Here is a 16,229-nt window from a genome sequence, read left to right as displayed (position 1 = left end):
GTGCAATCACGCCACATCAAGGGAAGAGCCGAGAGCCGAGATCCGGATTGATCAGTTCTCTAACAACACTGGTGGCAAAGCTACCAGATGGCAAAGAGAAATACAGAGTGACAGTTTGGTCATCTTGCCATTCCCAACGCAAGTTAAGTGGTTTCACCAATATTGCCCGACGGGCGCTCTCCACACGTTCACGTTTGGCTAATCCCCAAAAATCCTCATAATCCAATAAGCATTGTTGTTCGAAATCCAAAGCCTGATGCTGCGTTCCTAATGCCTTATCACCCGGTAAAGGAGCCGTTATTTGTAATTCTCCCCCCATAACCCGGTGCTGCAATACCGACAATTCAGATTCATCAGCGACAAACCAGCTACTACGCCCTGTCAATTGTAATGCATCGCCATTTTTTACCTTTTGGTGTTCATCCTGGGCAATACGTCGGCTGGCAACAGCATTAAACATCGCGCTGCGACAGGCAGAAAGATAAAAACTGCGGCGGTTGCGTTCTTTGACATGGATTTCATTAGCTGCCCAGCGTTGGGCCTGAACTAAATTTTGTCCATCCCGCCCGAAACGCTGTTCACCAAAGTAATTTGGAACGCCGGTTTGCGCTATCTGCTGCAAGCGTTTTTCCACCGATTGTCGGTCAGAAATGTCTCTTAATACCAGAATGAAATCATTGCCTTTCAATGCGCCAATCCGCAGCTTGCGTTTCTGGCGGGACGTTGCCAGCATTTCACAACCCTCAAGTTGAAATGCCGCTAAATCCGGATCTTGTTTCCCCGGTAAGTGTAAGCAGAACCACTGTTCCGTCACTGCGTTGCGATCTTTCAATCCCGCATAGCTGACAGCGCGAGCCGGTATTTTGGCAAAACAGGCAAGCTGATCCGCGACAAATTGGGTGTTACATCCTGTTTTACGGATATATACCATTAAGTGTTCGCCCTCTCCATCAGGAGAAAATCCCAAATCTTCGCGAACAATAAAATCTTCTGGTGTGGCTTTAACAATACCGGTCGCTTCCGGCTGGCCATAAAGCCAATGTAATTTACTCAATGTCATGCTGATTTCTTTTATCTGTTTGCTCTTTAACCAACAAAGCAACCGCTTCGCAGGCAATGCCTTCTTTACGCCCAACAAATCCCAATTTTTCTGTTGTTGTCGCTTTGACGTTAATATCGTCCATATGACATTCAAGATCTTCTGCCAGATTAACCCGCATCTGGGGAATATGTGGCAGCATTTTCGGCGCTTGTGCGATAATCGTGATATCCAGGTTTCCCAGCCGATAGCCCTTCGCACGAATGCGACGGTAGGCTTCTTTCAGTAGCTCACGGCTATCTGCGCCTTTGAAGGCAGGATCGGTATCGGGAAATAATTTACCAATATCACCCAAAGCTGCCGCGCCCAGTAGGGCATCTGTAGCAGCATGTAAGGCGACATCACCATCTGAATGGGCAATTAACCCTTGTTCATAAGGAATGCGGACACCGCCAATGACCAATGGCCCTTCTCCGCCAAATTTATGCACATCAAAACCGTGTCCAATTCTCATACGATAGATTCCTTAGCTTTTCGGGATAGGTAAAATTCAGCCAGTGCCAAATCTTCAGGTTGGGTCACTTTTATATTATCCGCTCGTCCCTTGATCAGTACCGGACGATAACCACAATGTTCAAGCGCCGAAGATTCATCGGTGATGCAGGCTTGATCTGCAAGTGCCTTGAGCAAGCAATCACGCAATAGCTGCAAAGGGAATAACTGGGGGGTCAACGCATGCCAAAGTCCGTTACGGTCAACGGTATGAGCAATCAAGGGAGGAGAAAGTGTGGATGATCCTGCCACTGATAGCGATACCGTGCGTTTTATCGTATCCCTCACCGGAGATGCCAGAAGCCCGCCACATAGGTCAGGAGACTCTGTGTTGTGATCAATCACCCGCAACAAGCTATCAAGATCATTTCTATGCAGACAAGGACGGGCTGCATCATGCACTAAGACCCAGATTGCCTTGTCTGTAGCCAAATCACTCAGATAATCTAATCCAGCCAATACTGAATCAGCACGTTCTTCACCGCCAATGACAGTCATTATTCTTGGATCAGAAGCGATAGGTAATTGCGCAAATTGGGTATCAGCAGGATTCAGCGCGATAATAACGCGTTGTATACGAGGATGCTCAAGCAGTGCTGTCAGGGTATGTTCAAGGATCGTTTTTCCGGCAACTTTCAGATACTGTTTTGGGCAATCTGAATTCATCCGGCTACCGATACCCGCAGCCGGGATCAAGGCGATGATTTCAGCAGGGGGATGAAGTTGTGAATTATTCATTTCGATTATTATTTACTGTCTTGATTTAAAGTTACTGCGCATTATTTTTTGAGGTATCAGGCACCATACGATAAAAAGATTCTCCTGGTTTAATCATGCCCAACTCATTACGGGCACGTTCTTCAATCGCTTCCTGTCCCCCTTTAAGATCCTGAATTTCAGCTAATAACTGTTCGTTACGTGCTTTCAGTTTAAGGTTATCAACCTCTTGTTTATCAACTTCAGCCTTCACCCGCACATAATCGTGAATGCCATTTTTGCCGAACCACAGCGAATACTGTAACCAACCCAGCAGAACCAGTAATAATAGCGTTAGTTTGCCCATCTCCCCCCCTGAAAACTCGCTAATCATCCCACAACTGAAAGCATGACGCCACTGACTCTCACAAAACCATTTGCAAACCCACTCATAAGGCCAAGCAAAAACAGGATTGCACGAGATAATGACACGAGATATTGAATTAACTGAGTGTAGAAACACATTATTTCACTAACAATAATAATGTGTTTCATGACAGTTTGTTGGGTTTGGTCGTTAAGTTGGCAGGATATTGCCGTTTTTCAGGGCAAAAAGCAGTTTTTCAATTGAAGATTCCATAGGCTGTGAACCCTCTAAATAGACTTCTGGTTGTTCGGGCGCTTCATAGGCCGCATCAATTCCGGTGAAATTGCGCAATGTTCCCGCTCGTGCTTTTTTATAGAGTCCTTTGGGATCACGGCTCTCACATATCTCCAGTGGCGTGTCGACATACACTTCAATGAATTGCCCCTCTTCCATTGATTCACGGATTTTTTGCCGCTCTGCTCTCTGGGGAGAAATAAATGCGGTCAGGACAACCAGGCCTGCATCAACCATCAATTTTGCGACTTCACCGACCCGTCGGATATTTTCCTGCCGATCTGTTTCAGAAAAGCCCAAATCACTGCATAGGCCATGGCGCACATTATCACCATCCAGTAAGTACGTTTTGATTCCCTGTGCAAACAATGCCTGCTCCAATGCCCCTGCAAGAGTGGATTTTCCTGAGCCAGATAGCCCTGTAAACCAAATCACCAATGCAGGATGACCATTTGCGCTTTCCCGCTGTGCCCTATCCAAAGCATGCGGATGCCAGACGATATTCTCCTGAACCACTTATTTTCCTCCCAATAGATCACGTACGCCCCAGTGCGGGAAGTGACGACGAACTAAGCGGTTAAGTTCCAGCTCAAACTCACTGTATACTTTCACCTCTTCGTCAACATCGGCGTGAATTTCACGCACCAATCCCGCGCCTACGGTAACGTTGGTTAGGCGATCAATCAGGATAATGCCACCGGTATCCGCATTTTGTGCGTAACTGTCGAGCAATAAAGGTTCATCAAATGAAAATTCCACCCGCCCAATGGCATTAAGCGGTAACTCAACAGCGACCTTCTGTGTCAGGTTGTTAATATCCACCTGATATTGAACATTATCGACTTTGCCCCGGCTTTTTTTGCCCGCAACTTTAATATCCAAACTCTGCCCTTGGATCAGTGGCTGTTCCGACATCCAGACGACATCAGCCAGAGCGTGGCGGGTCGCATTCATGTGATCGTCAACGGCAATCAATAAGTCACCACGGCTGATATCGATTTCATCTTTTAATACGAGGGTAATCGCTTCTCCGGGTACGGCAAAGGTGAGATCACCATTAAAAGTAACAATTCTTTCCACCGTAGAAACTACACCAGATGGCATCACTTTTATTTGCTGACCTTGCCGTAAAATTCCTGAAGACAATGTGCCGCTGTATCCACGAAAATCAAGATCGGGACGATTGACGTACTGGATCGGGAAACGCAAGGGCTGTTCTGCCGCTTTTGTTTTTACGTCCACGGATTCCAGGATATCCAGTAACGTTTCTCCCGTATGCCACGCCATGTTCTCGCTGCGGGTAACGATATTATCCCCTTCTAACGCCGAGACAGGAACGAAATAGATATTTAAGTCAGTCGGGAGTTGTGCCGCGAAATTCAAATAATCGTGCTTGATCTGTTCAAATATCTCTTTTTGATATTCAACTAAATCCATTTTATTAATTGCCACCACCACGTGACGAATACCCAGCAAGGTGCTGATAAAACTGTGACGGCGGGTTTGTTCCTGAACACCTTTGCGGGCATCGATCAATAAAATGGAAAGATGACTGGTTGAAGCGCCTGTTGCCATATTGCGGGTATATTGTTCATGCCCTGGTGTGTCCGCAATGATGAATTTCCGCTTTTCCGTGGAAAAATAGCGGTATGCCACATCAATGGTGATGCCCTGTTCCCGTTCAGCCGCTAATCCATCAACCAATAATGCCAGATCGAGCTTCTCTCCCTGAGTCCCTATCCGCTTGCTATCGCTTTGTAAAGTTGCAAGTTGATCCTCATAAATTTGACGGGTGTCATGCAGCAAACGTCCAATGAGGGTACTTTTGCCATCATCCACGCTACCGCAGGTTAAAAAGCGCAGTAATCCTTTTTCCTGCTGCGTCCGAAGGTAAGCTTCAACTCCGCCTTGTTGCTTGATCTGACTAGCCATAGTTTCATTATATGCAAGTGCTGGCATAGCTGGACTCCTTAAAAATAACCCTGGCGCTTTTTCAGCTCCATAGAACCTGACTGATCACTATCAATCAGCCGCCCTTGCCGTTCGCTAGTGGTTGATATCAACATTTCTTCAATAATTTCCGGCAACGTTTCTGCTTCTGATTCCACCGCCCCTGTCAGCGGCCAGCAACCCAGTGTCCTAAAGCGCACTTTACGCTGGCTAATCACTTCCCCTGTTTTTAAATTGATTCGATCATCATCAACCATAATCAAGGTTCCTTCCCGCTGAACAACCGGACGGAACTGAGTAAAATAAAGGGGAACGATATCGATCTGCTCCAGATAGATGTATTGCCAGATATCCAACTCTGTCCAGTTGGATAACGGGAAGACGCGGATACTTTCCCCTTTGTTAATCTGGCCGTTATAGTTGCGCCAAAGTTCGGGACGCTGATTTTTGGGGTCCCAACGATGGGAGCGGTCACGGAATGAGTAAATGCGTTCTTTGGCTCGTGATTTTTCTTCATCACGCCGCGCCCCGCCAAATGCTGCATCAAAGCCGTATTTATCCAGTGCTTGCTTCAATCCTTCTGTTTTCATGATATCGGTATGTTTAGCACTGCCATGAATAAAAGGATTAATGCCCAACGCCTCGCCTTGTGGATTACGGTAGACCAGTAACTCAAAACCATATTTTTCCGCTGTACGATCACGGAAATCGTACATGTCCTGAAATTTCCAGCCGGTATCTACGTGCAATAAGGGGAAAGGCAGTTTTCCCGGATAAAACGCTTTACGTGCCAGATGCAGCATCACAGAGGAATCTTTACCAATCGAATAGAGCATGACGGGGTTGGCAAATTCAGCCGCCACTTCCCGAATAATATGGATACTTTCAGCTTCAAGTTGCTGTAAGTGTGTCAGTCTTTTTTCGTCCATCAGGCACTCCTTATACTAAATCAATCACAGCGGGGCGATTTACTTGATCAGCCGCGTTTCCGCGCTCAAACCAGCCTATTTGATGGTGGAGTTGAGCCACCTCGCCTATTACCAGCAAGGCGGGTGATGGTGCTTCTTGTGCCAATCGTTCCAATTCGGATAAGGTTCCGGTCAATACTTGCTGTTCTGGACGAGTGCCACAACCAATCACGGCAACGGGGGTATTGCTATCCCGACCATGCGAAATCAGCTGTTGGCTGATCAAGGCGGCTTTCATGATCCCCATATAAATAGCTAATGTTTGATTGCCCCGCGCAAGTACAGGCCAATTCAATTCATCGCCATTTTCACGGCAATGTCCGGTAATAAAAGTGACGCTTTGTGCGTGTTCTCTGTGGGTTAATGGGATACCTGCGTAAGCAGAAGCGCCCACTGCTGCCGTAATACCGGGCACGACGTGAAAAGGAATTCCTGCGGCTGCGGCAATCTGTAATTCCTCTCCACCACGGCCAAAAATAAAGGGATCGCCTCCCTTTAAGCGAACTACTTTTTTCCCCTGATTCGCTAATTTGATGATAAGTCGGTTGATTTCTTCTTGCGCCACGGAGTGATCACCCGCTCTTTTTCCAACACAGATTTTGTCTGCATCACGGCGAACTAACTCCAGAATTTCTGCACTCACTAAATGGTCATAAAGAATGACGTCAGCCTGCTGGATCACCTGTAGGCCTTTTAGAGTCAATAATCCCGGATCACCTGGCCCAGCGCCTACCAGCGCAAGTTCTCCCTGGGAATGAGCATCACCTTGTGCTAACTGCTGTTCAAGTTGCTCTTCTGCTTGCTGTAATTGCCCATTGGCGATCAGTGTGGCAAAACGCCCATTAAACGCCTTTTCCCAAAAATGGCGCCGTTGACGTAGGGTGGTGAGACGTTTTTTCACGCGTTCGCGCCAGCGCCCCGCGATATTTGCCATCGCACCCAGGCTAAATGGGAGCAAAGACTCCAGCTTTTCTCGCAATAATCGGGTTAATACCGGAGATTTTCCAGCCGATGAGATCGCCACGATAATCGGGGAGCGATCAATAATTGATGGGAAAATGGCCGAACAGAGCGGTTGGTTATCCACAACGTTGGTCAAGATAGCGCGCTGATTGGCTTCGGCAAAAATATGTTGATTTAAGATGTTATCGTCTGTAGCGGCGATCACTAAAAATACGCTATCAAGATATTCTGTTTTAAACGTTTCCTGTAACCACTCGAATTCTCCTCTTTGATGACGTTGTTGCAGTTCTGCATGTAGCTCAGGCGCAACAACCGTTAACGCTGCACCAGTACGAAGTAATAAGTCTGCTTTACGAGAGGCGATTTCTCCCCCCCCAACCAGCAGTACAGATCGGGCTTTAAGCTCAATAAATAAAGGTAAATAATCCACGATACCATCCCGCGTTAGAGCCTGTTCAAGTTCTATCCTCTGGATTTCAAGTCACAAAGGATATAGCTCTTAATTATTATGATGACCAGAAGATGAATATATGAGGCTGTGATCAGGTTATGAAATGACAAAAAGTAATTATTTGTTCCTGAATCGCATAAGCTAAAAAAGCAGCGGTAGCCCACCAGCGCAGTCACTCAGGTTTTCCAGCCTGCGATCGCTTATTTCGCCCAAACGATGCATGAAGACTGCCTGCACCAGTGCATTACGCACTTCACCTTTATTTAACCCTACTTGAATTATTTGCACCAACTCTCCGTTTAGCCCGACTGCTCAAGCGAAGCTGAGGTTAATTTAACTTTCATGTAAACCACACTCACGTTTCAGGCCGAAAAAACGGGTTTGTTCTTCACTCATACCGGGTTCCCATTTTTGGGTGGTATGCGTATCCCCGACAGAAAGATAACCCTGCTCCCAGAATGGATGGTATTCAAGGCCATGCTTTGTCAGGTATTGATGTACCTGGCGATTATCCCAATCAATTATAGGCAGGATTTTAAAAACTCCCCGTTGAATTGCCAGCACAGGTAAGTTGGCCCGGCTTTCTGATTGCTGGCGACGCAACCCCGCAAACCAGCTTTGTGCTTGCAGAGATGCTAATGCACGATCCATCGGCTCAACTTTGTTGATTTGGTTATAACGTTTAATCCCTTCTATTCCCTGTTCCCATAATTTGCCATAACGTGATTCTTGCCACGCCGGAGAATGCTCTGCACGAAAAACCTTCAAGTTCAGGTTGAGTTTTTCAGTCAATTTATCGATAAATTGATAAGTTTCAGGAAATAAGTATCCCGTATCGGTAAGAACCACGGGAATATCAGGATACTCCCGCGTCACAAGGTGCAAACAAACTGCCGCCTGAATACCAAAACTAGAGGAAAGCACAAATTCGCCAGACAGATGTTCCAATGCCCATCTCACCCGTTCACGGGCATCCAGCACCTCCAGCTGTTGATTGATTTCTGCCAATGACGGGGTTTGCTGCTCTGGAGCCAGTGCCACCCGCTCCGATAAATTCAATCGGTTCATACCGCCTCCTGCCAATCATAAAAATCGACAGCTGAATTCAATACTGGTTTGACGATATCAGCGCGGATCAGAAAATCACCGAAACATTCACCGACATGACGCCCTGATGCCCAACGACCAATTAATTCATCCAGTATCTCAAGGATCTCGGCTGATGTGATATTTTCCCTGTACATGCGGGGAATGCGATCACCGATACGATTTCCACCAAGATGCAGGTTGTAACGATCAAGCGCTTTACCCACCAACCCAATTTCTGCCAGCATCGCCCTGCCACACCCATTCGGACAGCCTGTAACGCGCACTATGATCTCTTCATCGTCCACACCATGCTTTTTCATTAACGCATCAACATAATCGACAAAAGTCGGCAAGAAACGTTCTGCTTCGGCCATCGCTAATGGGCAGGTAGGAAATGAAACACAGGCCATAGCGTGGTGACGCAAGGTTGTCACGCTATCGTCAATTAAACCATGAGCACGGGCAATGTCTTCAATCCGCGATTTTTCACTCTCAGGCACCCCTGCCACAATCAGGTTTTGGTTGGCCGTCAGACGAAAATCGCCTTTATGGATTTTCGCAATTTCTGCAATCCCTGTTTTTAATGGCTGGTTGGGATAATCCAATAAACGGCCATTTTCAATAAATAAGGTCAGATGCCATTGATCATCAATACCTTTTAACCAACCCATTTGATCACCCCGGCCAGTGAATTTATAGGGGCGAATGGCTTCAAATTTCACGCCAGCACGTTTTTCAACCTCTTGTTTGAAGGTTTCGATACCCACACGTTCAAGGGTATATTTAGTTTTGGCATTTTTACGGTCAGTCCGGTTACCCCAATCACGTTGGGTGGTCACTATCGCCTCTGCAATGGCCAGTGTGTGCTCTTGTGCAATAAAACCAAATTCACTCGCCAGCCGTGGAAAGGTTTTTTTGTCACCGTGGGTCATGGCTAATCCCCCACCCACCAATACGTTAAAGCCAATTAATTGATCCTTTTCCGCAATGGCGACAAAGTTCATATCGTTGGCATGGAGATCCACGTCATTTTGAGGCGGGATCACCACCGATGTTTTGAATTTACGGGGCAGATAAGTAGTACCAAGAATCGGTTCTTCATCGGTTGTTGCAATTTTTTCTTTATCCAACCAGATTTCAGCATATGCATTGGTACGAGGCAGCAGATGTTCCGATATCTTTTTTGCCCACTCGTAAGCGTGTTGGTGTAAAGCAGATTGCACCGGATTGGATGTACACAATACGTTACGATTGACGTCGTTGGCGGTAGCCAGCGAATCCAACCCCATTAGTGCCAGTAATTGGTGTGCGGGTTTGAGATTATTTTTTAAAATCCCATGAAACTGGAACGTCTGGCGATTGGTCAACCGGATGCTGCCATACAGCGTATTTTCTGTCGCAAACCGATCAATGCCCAGCCACTGTTTTGGAGTAATAATCCCTCCCGGCAGGCGACAACGCAACATCATGGCATGGCGTGGTTCGAGTTTCTGTTCTGCCCGTTCTGCCCGGATATCACGGTCATCTTGCTGATACATACCATGAAAGCGGATAAGGAGGAAATTATCCCCCTCAAATCCGCCTGTCAGCCCATTTTTTAAATCTTCGCTAATCGTTCCTCGCAGATAATTGCTGTCTAACTTCATGCGTTCACTGTCTGCAAGTTTGCCTTCAACGATCAAAGTACCTGTTTTTTCTTTGCTCACATTGCTCATATTAGTAAACATCTCTCTGATAACGGCGCTCAAGGCGCAATTCACTCAAGAATTCATCAGCCTGTTCAGCATCCATGCCACTATGTTGTGAAATAATGTCCAATAGGGCTTGTTCTACATCTTTTGCCATGCGACTCGCATCGCCACAGACATACAGATGGGCACCATCCTGAATCCAGCGCCAGACTTCGCCTCCCTGTTCACGCAGTTTGTCTTGTACATAGATCTTATGCTGCTGATCCCTTGACCATGCCAAATCAATGCGGGTCAATAAGCCCTCTTTCACATAGCGCTGGAATTCAACCTGATAAAGAAAATCTTCAATAAAATGCGGGTTACCAAAAAACAGCCAGTTTTTACCTTCAGCTCCCTGACGGTCACGATGCTGCAAAAATGCCCTAAACGGAGCAACCCCCGTTCCCGGTCCAATCATGATGATGGGGGTATTAGGATCAACCGGTAAACGGAAATTGTCGTTCTGTTCGATAAACACGCGGATGTTGTCATCTTCCTGCAAACGATCCGCCAGATAACCCGACGCTCCGCCTGTACGGGCACGCCTTTCAATGTCATAACGAACGACTCCCACGGTAATGTGGACTTCGTTTTCCACTTCAGATTGTGAAGAGGAGATGGAATAGAGACGTGGGGTCAGTGGGCGCAATAAATCAATAAATTGTTGGGCTTCTGGGTGTGAAGCCACAGCCCTGACCATATCGACAATAGGTGTTGTCTGAGCGTATTGCTGCAATGCTTGTTTATTAGCGGCGAGCGATAACAGTTTTTCATCTTTGGCCAACGCTGCATATTTCCCAACAATCACACCGGTATTTTGGGTCAACTCTATATGGCTAATCAGCGCCTCACGCAATGGAAGTGATTTTCCATGCACATTGACCTGCTCTGAACCTTCCAACCAAAGCAGGGCTATTAATTCATCCACTAAAGCCGGATCGTTTTCAAACCAAACGCCAAGTGCATCCCCTGGTTGATAGCGCAGTCCTGAATCCCCTAAATCAATTTCAATATGGCGAACATCTTTGTCAGAACCACGTCCCGTTATTTTCTGATTAGTCAACAGGGAAGCCGTTAGAGGGCTTTCTTTGGTATACGGTTGGGTTTCCTGAACCTGCGCTGAAATAGTAGATAAAGTGGCAGGCGGCGTGACAGTATTTGCTTGTACTGACAAGCGCTGCTTTAAGATATCCGTAATTTGCTGACGCCATTGAATAGCTTGTTCTTGATATTCCACATCAGCATCAACACGATCCAGTAGGCGTTGAGCACCAAGCTCATGCAGACGACGGTCAAAATCTTTCCCTGCCTGACAGAAGTTTTCATACGACGTATCCCCAAGACCAAATACGGCATATACCGTCTCTTTCATTGATGGCGCTTTTTTGGCATAGAGATACTTATGGAGTGCTACGGCTTCTTCGGCAGGTTCGCCTTCACCTTGCGTTGAAGCAATAATAATCAATACACGTTCCCGGGAAATTTGCTTAAATTTATAGTCACCCGCATTAATTAAGTTTACATTGATATTTCCCGCTAATAGTGAATCTCTTAGTTGTTCAGCCAGGCGACGGGCGTTGCCTGTTTGCGATGCGGAGAGCAAAGTCACTGTTTCCTGTGCAGAAACGACTGGTGTCTCTGCCCCAGTTTGTGGCTGATGATTCACCATTCCCCAAAAATAGCCAGACAACCAGGCTAATTGATGGGGAGAAAAATCGCTAATTGCAGATTGCAAGCGTGATAATTGCTCTGGAGAAACAGGTAGTAATGCGATTGAAGGTGGTTTTGCGGTCATTGTCCCAGTGCCTTTTGCTATAGCCAGTATCCATGTTGTAAAAAACGTAGGAATCAATCCAGCCATCAACATGAATTGATTAAGGTTATCCCAGAATAGGAACTGTATTTAAAGAAAGGATCGCAATATCTCATAACCAAAACGCCTAACTTTATTTACAGATTTAATATATCAATAAAGCCGTTAAGCGTTGTGCTTTTTACTTCCAGAAAAATCACGTTAAGCTCGCAAAGTTCAGGTAGAATAGCCGACCTTTTGAAATCAGGGGAAAGCACAATGAGTACAACCATCTTTAAAGATTTTCAATTCGAAGCAGCACATCACCTTCCACACGTACCGGAAGGGCACAAATGTGGGCGTTTGCATGGGCATTCATTTATGGTACGGCTGGAGGTCACCGGAGACGTCGATCCGCTTAGTGGCTGGCTCATGGATTTTGCCGATGTCAAAGCTGCCTTTAAACCTGTCTGGGAACAGCTCGATCACCACTATCTCAATGAGATTCCCGGGCTTGAAAATCCAACCAGCGAAGTGTTGGCCACGTGGATTTGGGAAAAGTTAAAACCGACGTTGCCCCAACTCAGTGCTGTTATGGTTAAAGAGACTTGTAGCGCAGGTTGTATCTATCGGGGAGAATAAGGATTCAGCACCAGAGCCTGGTGCTGAATGAGATTTAAGCGATATTTAAGTATTTATGGGTCTGCATCGAAAAACGCCAATTACGGGCAATGCACGTTTCGATGCACAGGCGAGTAGCATCTTCTTTCTGGCTGATCGGCTGTAAAGCAATAACCGGAGTAGGGTTTCCATCAAGCATAGTCAATAATTCATCCAATGCTTCAATATCGCGCTGCCGCCCGACAGGATGCTTAATTTCATTAGCGCGTTTCATAGCCTCAGGCAAGACCTGATAGCCTCCGCGCATTTTCACTTTCGGAGAAACCGTCACCCACGTTTTATCAGAGCACTGAATTGCGTGTGTACCGCTCGTCTCTAGCTGACACTGATAGCCTTCAGTTTCCAGTGTTTCAGTCAAAGGACGCAAGTCATATAAGCACGGTTCTCCCCCGGTAATGACAATATGTTTCGCGCTATAACCTTGGCGAGTGAATATGTTCAGCAATTGTCTTGCAGTGGCAACGCCCCACAGATCGCTGTCTTGCGATTTCAGCAAAATATTTTCCATCGGCTGCTGTTTATCAGCCTCTTTTTCCCACGTATGTTTGGTATCGCACCAACTGCACCCTATCGGACATCCTTGCAATCGAATGAAAACCGAAGGTACACCGGTAAACACGCCTTCTCCCTGTAAAGTTTGGAAGATTTCATTTATTGGGTAAATCATAAAAAAACTCTGGTTTTAATAAACTGCCCTTATTATTACAGATATCTATCCCGCGAACATCCATCTTTATGGTATTGTACCAGGTTGCTTTTGCTGGCATCTCATGCCAGACAGAGCATCGTATGCCTAAATACTCTCAGGCTGAAAGGATAGATGGGAATAACGAATGCAAAATAATGAAAATCAGCTTAAACAGGGTCTAAGCGTGCGGCACATCCGCTTTATGGCTTTAGGCTCTGCAATAGGCACGGGGCTGTTTTATGGCTCAGCAGCAGCAATACAGCAAGCTGGCCCCGCGGTATTGTTGGCCTATTTACTCGGTGGAGCTGCCGTATTTATTGTGATGAGAGCACTTGGCGAAATGGCCGTTCACCATCCTGTTTCTGGTTCTTTTTCGCAATATGCCAGCCATTATCTGGGACCTTTGGCCGGTTTTTTAACTGGCTGGATCTATATTCTTGAAATGCTGTTTGTTTGCCTGGCTGACGTTACTGCATTCGGCACGTATATGAAGCTCTGGTTCCCACATGTTGATCAGTGGATTTGGGTTTTAGGGATTGTATGTTTTATTGGTGCCTTGAATCTATGTCACGTAAAAATCTTTGGTGAAATGGAGTTTTGGCTTTCAATCATTAAAGTCACTGCCATTATTGCCATGATTATCGGCGGCCTTGCCATTATGTTTTACGGTTTCGGGCAAGTAACTGAGCATGCAACCGGTTTGTCCAATTTATGGGAGCATGGCGGTTTTATGCCAAATGGTATCAGTGGGGTGATAGCTTCATTCGCCATTGTTATGTTCGCTTTTGGTGGCATCGAAGTCATTGGTATCACTGCCAGTGAAGCAAAAAATCCAGAAAAAACGATCCCTCAGGCAATTAATGCTGTCCCGTTTCGTATCTTGATCTTCTATGTTTTGACTCTGTGTATCCTGATGAGTATCTATCCATGGAATCAAATTGGTCAGGATGGAAGCCCATTTGTACAGATATTTTCCAATTTAGGCATGAATTCAGCCGCAAATATTTTAAATGTGGTCGTGATTACCGCTGCGATTTCCGCTATCAATAGTGATATTTTTGGTGCCGGCAGGATGATGTATGGTATGGCACAAGAAGGACAAGCTCCCGAATCATTTAAAAAATTAACTCGTAATGGTGTGCCCTGGATGACGGTTCTTGTCATGACTGCGGTTCTGTTACTTGGCGTAGTGCTAAATTATCTGATCCCCGAAGAGATCTTCATTCTTATTGCTTCTGTTGCCACATTTGCAACTGTTTGGGTATGGTTGATGATTTTAATCTCGCAAATTGCCATGCGTCGCCAAATGAGCGCGGAAGAAGCCAAGACATTGAAATTTCCAATCCCAATGTGGCCTGTCGCTCCTGCAACCGCACTCATCTTCATGGTCAGTATCATCGGATTGCTGGGCTATTTTGAACAAACAAGAGACGCACTATATGTTGGTCTAGGTTGGGTATTTATTCTGACTCTAGCCTATTTCTTCGGTGTGAAGAAGAACTTATCAGCAAAACGCGCTTCTAACCAGTAAACGACTTAAATATGTCTAAAAAGCGTCGGTAATCTCCGACGCTTTTTTTATCTTTTCTTTGCGAGATCAGATAATCGCTTTATCCATCAGTTATCATCACACAGAGAAATCGTCATAAAGAGAAGTTCACCATCAATGGGTTATGATCAGAAGCACCCGTCATTACAACTGCTGCACGGGAAACTTTTAATTCACGATAAAAAACAAAATCCAGCGGTTTGCCAAAAACAATCGTTCTATGATCATCATCAAAATAGACTTCTTTTAAATGCATACGGTGGGCAAAACGTTCTAATATTTTTAACCTCTGCCGACTCCATGCATTAAAATCTCCTGCAAAAATGACGGGGCCATTGTGTAAGTTTATATGAATACCAATGTTATTTAATTGTCGACTATAAACATCAACACCAAGGCTAAAGTTAATGGCGTGCACGTTTATTACCATTAACTGGCGTTTATCTGGCAATGGATAAATTGTAATTAATGACGATTTAGATAGTCTAAATATCGGTTCTTTTTCACGCAGTGGACAGCAATAAACGGGTGAAGACGAGGACAATGTCATCACACCTGATGGGTGTTGAGGAATAGCAAATGCAGGAACCTGATCGGCGACCAAACCGCTCTCCGTCACGAATTTCAAGAAAGCTGGAGTCGTTTGTGCTTCTTGCAGTAAGACAAGGTCACTTTTCTCAATCAAAGAAGCCAAAACATGTTGCCATGATGGCCGTTGTTGTTTGTAGATATTCCAGATGGCGACAGAAAGCTCACTATCATGCTCAAGGAGCGGTTTCCCTCGTGGTAGCGACGCATCCTCAAGTAATTGCCTAGAAGTAGGAAAAACCCGTTCCACAGGCCGTCCAGCAACATATCTCATGGCAAAATTTTTTTGAGCGTAATCTTTTCTCGCCCAACTTTTTCTTAACTGACTATTCCTAATCAAGTTTCCCCCAGCTTACTTCAACACCTTTATCTCCATTAATATGACATTTTGGTAATTGATTTCAATCTCTAGCGCTTAAAAAACCAACATGGTTGTGTAACTATATACCAATCTAACGTCAAGATGCGTGTTATATTTCCCCGCGCAGCGGGGAAATATAAGGCCTCGCGTCGTCTTGCGGATGGCAACTTGAAGTTTATCGTGTATATATGAAAAATACGAATTTAAAATCATTGATAAGAATATAGGCAATAGAAAAAGCCCTGAGAGGCATCTCTCAGGGCTTTTTCTAAATACGGTGGCGGTGCGGACGGGACTCGAACCCGCGACCCCCGGCGTGACAGGCCGGTATTCTAACCAACTGAACTACCGCACCACCGAATTTCTTTCTCTGTGCTGCCTTTTGGGCCGGCAACACGTTTTTTAATCAATGTCTGGCAGTGTCCTACTCTCACATGGGGAGACCCCACACTACCATCGGCGCTACGGCGT

General features: G+C 45.8%; 15 protein-coding genes, 1 tRNA gene and 1 pseudogene. 2 read left to right on the top strand and 15 right to left on the bottom strand.

All coding sequences use genetic code 11. From position 1 onward, the window contains the following. Positions 1-16: 16 nt before the first annotated feature. The 12 genes and pseudogenes from truD to cysJ all read right to left on the bottom strand — a co-directional run bounded on the left by truD (position 17) and on the right by cysJ (position 11,894). The gene (gene truD, locus AAY47_RS09475; protein ID WP_047769225.1) at positions 17-1,060 is read right to left on the bottom strand and encodes a tRNA pseudouridine(13) synthase TruD; all 1,044 of its coding nucleotides are present in this window, start codon (positions 1,058-1,060) and stop codon (positions 17-19) included. Beyond that, positions 1,047-1,553: a 2-C-methyl-D-erythritol 2,4-cyclodiphosphate synthase gene (ispF, locus tag AAY47_RS09470; RefSeq protein WP_047769223.1), complete on the bottom strand. Its 507-nt coding sequence runs from the start codon at positions 1,551-1,553 to the stop codon at positions 1,047-1,049. Before ispF ends, truD begins: the two co-directional genes overlap by 14 nt. Continuing rightward, positions 1,550-2,329 (bottom strand): 2-C-methyl-D-erythritol 4-phosphate cytidylyltransferase, encoded by a 780-nt coding sequence (ispD, locus tag AAY47_RS09465; RefSeq protein WP_047769221.1) that lies wholly within the window; start codon positions 2,327-2,329, stop codon positions 1,550-1,552. The genes ispF and ispD overlap by 4 nt, the downstream gene beginning before the upstream one ends. 31 nt (positions 2,330-2,360) lie before the next feature. Then, a complete protein-coding gene (gene ftsB, locus AAY47_RS09460) occupies positions 2,361-2,654 on the bottom strand; it encodes a cell division protein FtsB (protein ID WP_047769219.1) in 294 nt (97 codons plus the stop codon). 210 nt (positions 2,655-2,864) lie between these two features. Continuing rightward, positions 2,865-3,464 carry an adenylyl-sulfate kinase gene (gene cysC, locus AAY47_RS09455; protein WP_047769217.1) on the bottom strand — a complete coding sequence of 200 codons (600 nt, stop codon included), beginning with the start codon at positions 3,462-3,464 and terminating at the stop codon, positions 2,865-2,867. Continuing rightward, complete coding sequence (gene cysN, locus AAY47_RS09450; RefSeq protein WP_047769215.1) at positions 3,465-4,907, bottom strand: sulfate adenylyltransferase subunit CysN; 1,443 nt, start codon at positions 4,905-4,907, stop codon at positions 3,465-3,467. 11 nt (positions 4,908-4,918) lie between these two features. Then, a complete protein-coding gene (cysD, locus tag AAY47_RS09445) occupies positions 4,919-5,827 on the bottom strand; it encodes a sulfate adenylyltransferase subunit CysD (protein WP_047769213.1) in 909 nt (302 codons plus the stop codon). Between the two features lie 10 nt (positions 5,828-5,837). Then, positions 5,838-7,259 carry a siroheme synthase CysG gene (cysG, locus tag AAY47_RS09440; RefSeq protein ID WP_047769211.1) on the bottom strand — a complete coding sequence of 474 codons (1,422 nt, stop codon included), beginning with the start codon at positions 7,257-7,259 and terminating at the stop codon, positions 5,838-5,840. Positions 7,260-7,427: 168 nt separating this feature from the next. Next, positions 7,428-7,571 (bottom strand): annotated as a pseudogene (locus AAY47_RS21695) (Tn3 family transposase); the annotation flags it as partial. A gap of 42 nt (positions 7,572-7,613) precedes the next feature. Beyond that, positions 7,614-8,348, bottom strand: a complete 735-nt coding sequence (locus AAY47_RS09435) for a phosphoadenylyl-sulfate reductase (protein ID WP_047769209.1) — start codon at positions 8,346-8,348, stop codon at positions 7,614-7,616. After that, positions 8,345-10,084 carry an assimilatory sulfite reductase (NADPH) hemoprotein subunit gene (gene cysI, locus AAY47_RS09430; protein ID WP_152669794.1) on the bottom strand — a complete coding sequence of 580 codons (1,740 nt, stop codon included), beginning with the start codon at positions 10,082-10,084 and terminating at the stop codon, positions 8,345-8,347. The genes AAY47_RS09435 and cysI overlap by 4 nt, the downstream gene beginning before the upstream one ends. A gap of 1 nt (position 10,085) precedes the next feature. Next, positions 10,086-11,894 carry an NADPH-dependent assimilatory sulfite reductase flavoprotein subunit gene (cysJ, locus tag AAY47_RS09425; RefSeq protein WP_047769205.1) on the bottom strand — a complete coding sequence of 603 codons (1,809 nt, stop codon included), beginning with the start codon at positions 11,892-11,894 and terminating at the stop codon, positions 10,086-10,088. Positions 11,895-12,170: 276 nt separating this feature from the next. On the opposite strand from cysJ, the gene queD reads away from it, so the two are divergent. Then, positions 12,171-12,533: a 6-carboxytetrahydropterin synthase QueD gene (queD, locus tag AAY47_RS09420; RefSeq protein ID WP_047769203.1), complete on the top strand. Its 363-nt coding sequence runs from the start codon at positions 12,171-12,173 to the stop codon at positions 12,531-12,533. Positions 12,534-12,567: 34 nt separating this feature from the next. Here queD and queE read toward each other — a convergent pair whose 3' ends face one another. Then, positions 12,568-13,239 (bottom strand): 7-carboxy-7-deazaguanine synthase QueE, encoded by a 672-nt coding sequence (gene queE, locus AAY47_RS09415; RefSeq protein WP_047769201.1) that lies wholly within the window; start codon positions 13,237-13,239, stop codon positions 12,568-12,570. A 166-nt stretch (positions 13,240-13,405) separates the two neighbouring features. On the opposite strand from queE, the gene AAY47_RS09410 reads away from it, so the two are divergent. Then, on the top strand, positions 13,406-14,791 hold the full coding sequence (locus AAY47_RS09410; protein ID WP_047769199.1) for an amino acid permease: 1,386 nt from the start codon (positions 13,406-13,408) through the stop codon (positions 14,789-14,791). Between the two features lie 112 nt (positions 14,792-14,903). Here AAY47_RS09410 and AAY47_RS09405 read toward each other — a convergent pair whose 3' ends face one another. Then, on the bottom strand, positions 14,904-15,737 hold the full coding sequence (locus AAY47_RS09405; RefSeq protein ID WP_255334796.1) for an endonuclease/exonuclease/phosphatase family protein: 834 nt from the start codon (positions 15,735-15,737) through the stop codon (positions 14,904-14,906). A gap of 299 nt (positions 15,738-16,036) precedes the next feature. Beyond that, positions 16,037-16,113: transfer RNA gene (locus tag AAY47_RS09400), tRNA-Asp, on the bottom strand. Positions 16,114-16,229: the final 116 nt, after the last annotated feature.

This window comes from Xenorhabdus griffiniae (genome assembly GCF_001028135.1).
Lineage (GTDB): Bacteria > Pseudomonadota > Gammaproteobacteria > Enterobacterales > Enterobacteriaceae > Xenorhabdus > Xenorhabdus bakwenae.
The sequence above is the reverse complement of the archived record's forward strand: the minus strand, read 5'-3'. Positions and strand labels throughout refer to the sequence as shown.

Bases quoted from the DNA above. Each gene is read 5' to 3' on its own strand.
- truD (WP_047769225.1), bottom strand. From the start codon at position 1,060: ATGACATTGAGTAAATTACATTGGCTTTATGGCCAGCCGGAAGCGACC.
- ispF (WP_047769223.1), bottom strand. From the start codon at position 1,553: ATGAGAATTGGACACGGTTTTGATGTGCATAAATTTGGCGGAGAAGGG.
- ispD (WP_047769221.1), bottom strand. From the start codon at position 2,329: ATGAATAATTCACAACTTCATCCCCCTGCTGAAATCATCGCCTTGATC.
- ftsB (WP_047769219.1), bottom strand. From the start codon at position 2,654: ATGGGCAAACTAACGCTATTATTACTGGTTCTGCTGGGTTGGTTACAG.
- cysN (WP_047769215.1), bottom strand. From the start codon at position 4,907: ATGCCAGCACTTGCATATAATGAAACTATGGCTAGTCAGATCAAGCAA.
- cysD (WP_047769213.1), bottom strand. From the start codon at position 5,827: ATGGACGAAAAAAGACTGACACACTTACAGCAACTTGAAGCTGAAAGT.
- AAY47_RS09435 (WP_047769209.1), bottom strand. From the start codon at position 8,348: ATGAACCGATTGAATTTATCGGAGCGGGTGGCACTGGCTCCAGAGCAG.
- cysI (WP_152669794.1), bottom strand. From the start codon at position 10,084: ATGAGCAATGTGAGCAAAGAAAAAACAGGTACTTTGATCGTTGAAGGC.
- cysJ (WP_047769205.1), bottom strand. From the start codon at position 11,894: ATGACCGCAAAACCACCTTCAATCGCATTACTACCTGTTTCTCCAGAG.
- queD (WP_047769203.1), top strand. From the start codon at position 12,171: ATGAGTACAACCATCTTTAAAGATTTTCAATTCGAAGCAGCACATCAC.
- queE (WP_047769201.1), bottom strand. From the start codon at position 13,239: ATGATTTACCCAATAAATGAAATCTTCCAAACTTTACAGGGAGAAGGC.
- AAY47_RS09410 (WP_047769199.1), top strand. From the start codon at position 13,406: ATGCAAAATAATGAAAATCAGCTTAAACAGGGTCTAAGCGTGCGGCAC.